The organism is Enterococcus sp. S183_ASV_20, from assembly GCF_018919685.1.
GTDB classification, from domain to species: Bacteria; Bacillota; Bacilli; order Lactobacillales; family Enterococcaceae; genus Enterococcus; species Enterococcus faecalis.
The window spans coordinates 1-1,625 of sequence record NZ_JAHLRI010000131.1 but is presented as its reverse complement, the minus strand read 5'-3'; the positions used below and the strand labels follow the sequence as shown (position 1 = coordinate 1,625).

Genomic DNA, 1,625 nt, shown 5'->3' with positions numbered 1-1,625 from the left:
TCCTGAATAATTCATACTTTTAATTAAAACCATGTGAAACTGCCTCACGGCAGCTTACAATTACTTTTTCATCTTCACCCGTTAAGTGATGAAAAAAGAACCCCTTTCTGCTATGGTTAAAGTGACTAAACCAACCAAAAGAAAGGAGTTCTTTTCATGACTAGCTTACACAAAAACCAAGTAAAATTCAATTCAAATATCACTATTTCTCATACAGGTGGTCAATTATCGAGTGATTCGGGTCTCGTCCTAGTGAAAGAGCTGATGAACATCTTTGCTTTTTCTGAACTGGCTAAGCAACACATTCACATTGAAGACGAACGAGCGTATTTTACTCATGACAACTTATCCATACTTGAGCAGTTCATTATGCAATTAATTGCTGGTTACTCAGCTGATTCTGCAGCTAATCTCCTGAGACAAGATCCTGTGTTTAAAGCTGTTTTAGATAGGAAAGAACTCGCTTCTCAATCTTCACTTTCCCGATTTTTAGATCGACTATCTGAGGAGAATATCCGTGAACTTCAAGCTTTGAACCAAGAACTTATCGATAAAGCACGCCTCATCCGTAATGATACGGAATTAATCATTGATTTAGATTCGACCCATTCAGATACATTTGGTCACCAAGAACAAACGAATTATAATACACACTACCAAACCTATGGTTACCATCCATTGGTAGCTTTTGACGGATTGACTGGTGACTTCTTAAAAGCTGAACTACGTTCAGGAAATCAATATACATCAAAAGGCGTAAAGGAGTTTCTCACACCTTTATTAGAGCACTATAATCACTCTCTACCAAACACTGACATCTTGGTTCGTGGAGACAGCGGGTTCGCTACACCTGGTGTGTATGATTCGTGTGAATCAAAAAAGAGTCATTATGTTATTCGACTGAAGAATAATCGTAGACTAGGTCAAATAGCTGAGAAATCAGTACTTTATGGCGATAATCAAAAGTGGGAAGAACGAGAAGTTCAGTACTTCTCGACCACTTATCAAGCACAATCCTGGTCACAAAGTCGTCGCGTGTGTATACGCTCAACACGTGAAGCGGGCGAACTACTCTTTCGACATGAATTTATCGTGACGAATCTATCAGAAAATGTTTCTCCTGATACCATCTTTTCTATCTATGCCAAACGTGGCACAATGGAGAACTTCATTAAAGAAGCGAAAGCTGGCTTTTACTTTGACAAAACAGACAGTCCTCGCTTTTTGGAGAATCATGTCCGAATGATGCTCAGCTTGATAGCTTACAACTTAGTCAACTTCTTAAGAACGATTGGCTTTGAAGAAGTCCAAAAGGGAATGACCATTCATTCTATTCGATTGAAGTTTCTGAAAGTTGCTGGGAAATTAGTCCAAACGGGTAGACGAGTCTATCTCAAATTATCTAGTTATCATGTGTATCAGAATGAATTCTACAGGGTCTTTGCTCGCCTGAGGCGAGCCAGTCAATGGATCTAATCCAACAATCTAACGATTTTTTTACTGGGAAGTTATCCAGGGAGAAGTATGCTCAAAATGCCTTACACCCAAAATTTATTCCTCAATATTTTTGAACAGTGAATGTTTGAAGTAACTTTTTAGTCAAAATCAGTTGATAGGGATATTAG

At 38.4% G+C, this 1,625-nt stretch carries 1 protein-coding gene; it reads left to right on the top strand.

Annotation, left to right across the window (positions count from 1 at the left end; all coding sequences use genetic code 11):
- Positions 1-156: 156 nt before the first annotated feature.
- Positions 157-1,476, top strand: a complete 1,320-nt coding sequence (locus tag KQI94_RS15945; protein ID WP_002317441.1) for an IS1380-like element IS1678 family transposase — start codon at positions 157-159, stop codon at positions 1,474-1,476.
- Positions 1,477-1,625 lie beyond the last annotated feature (149 nt).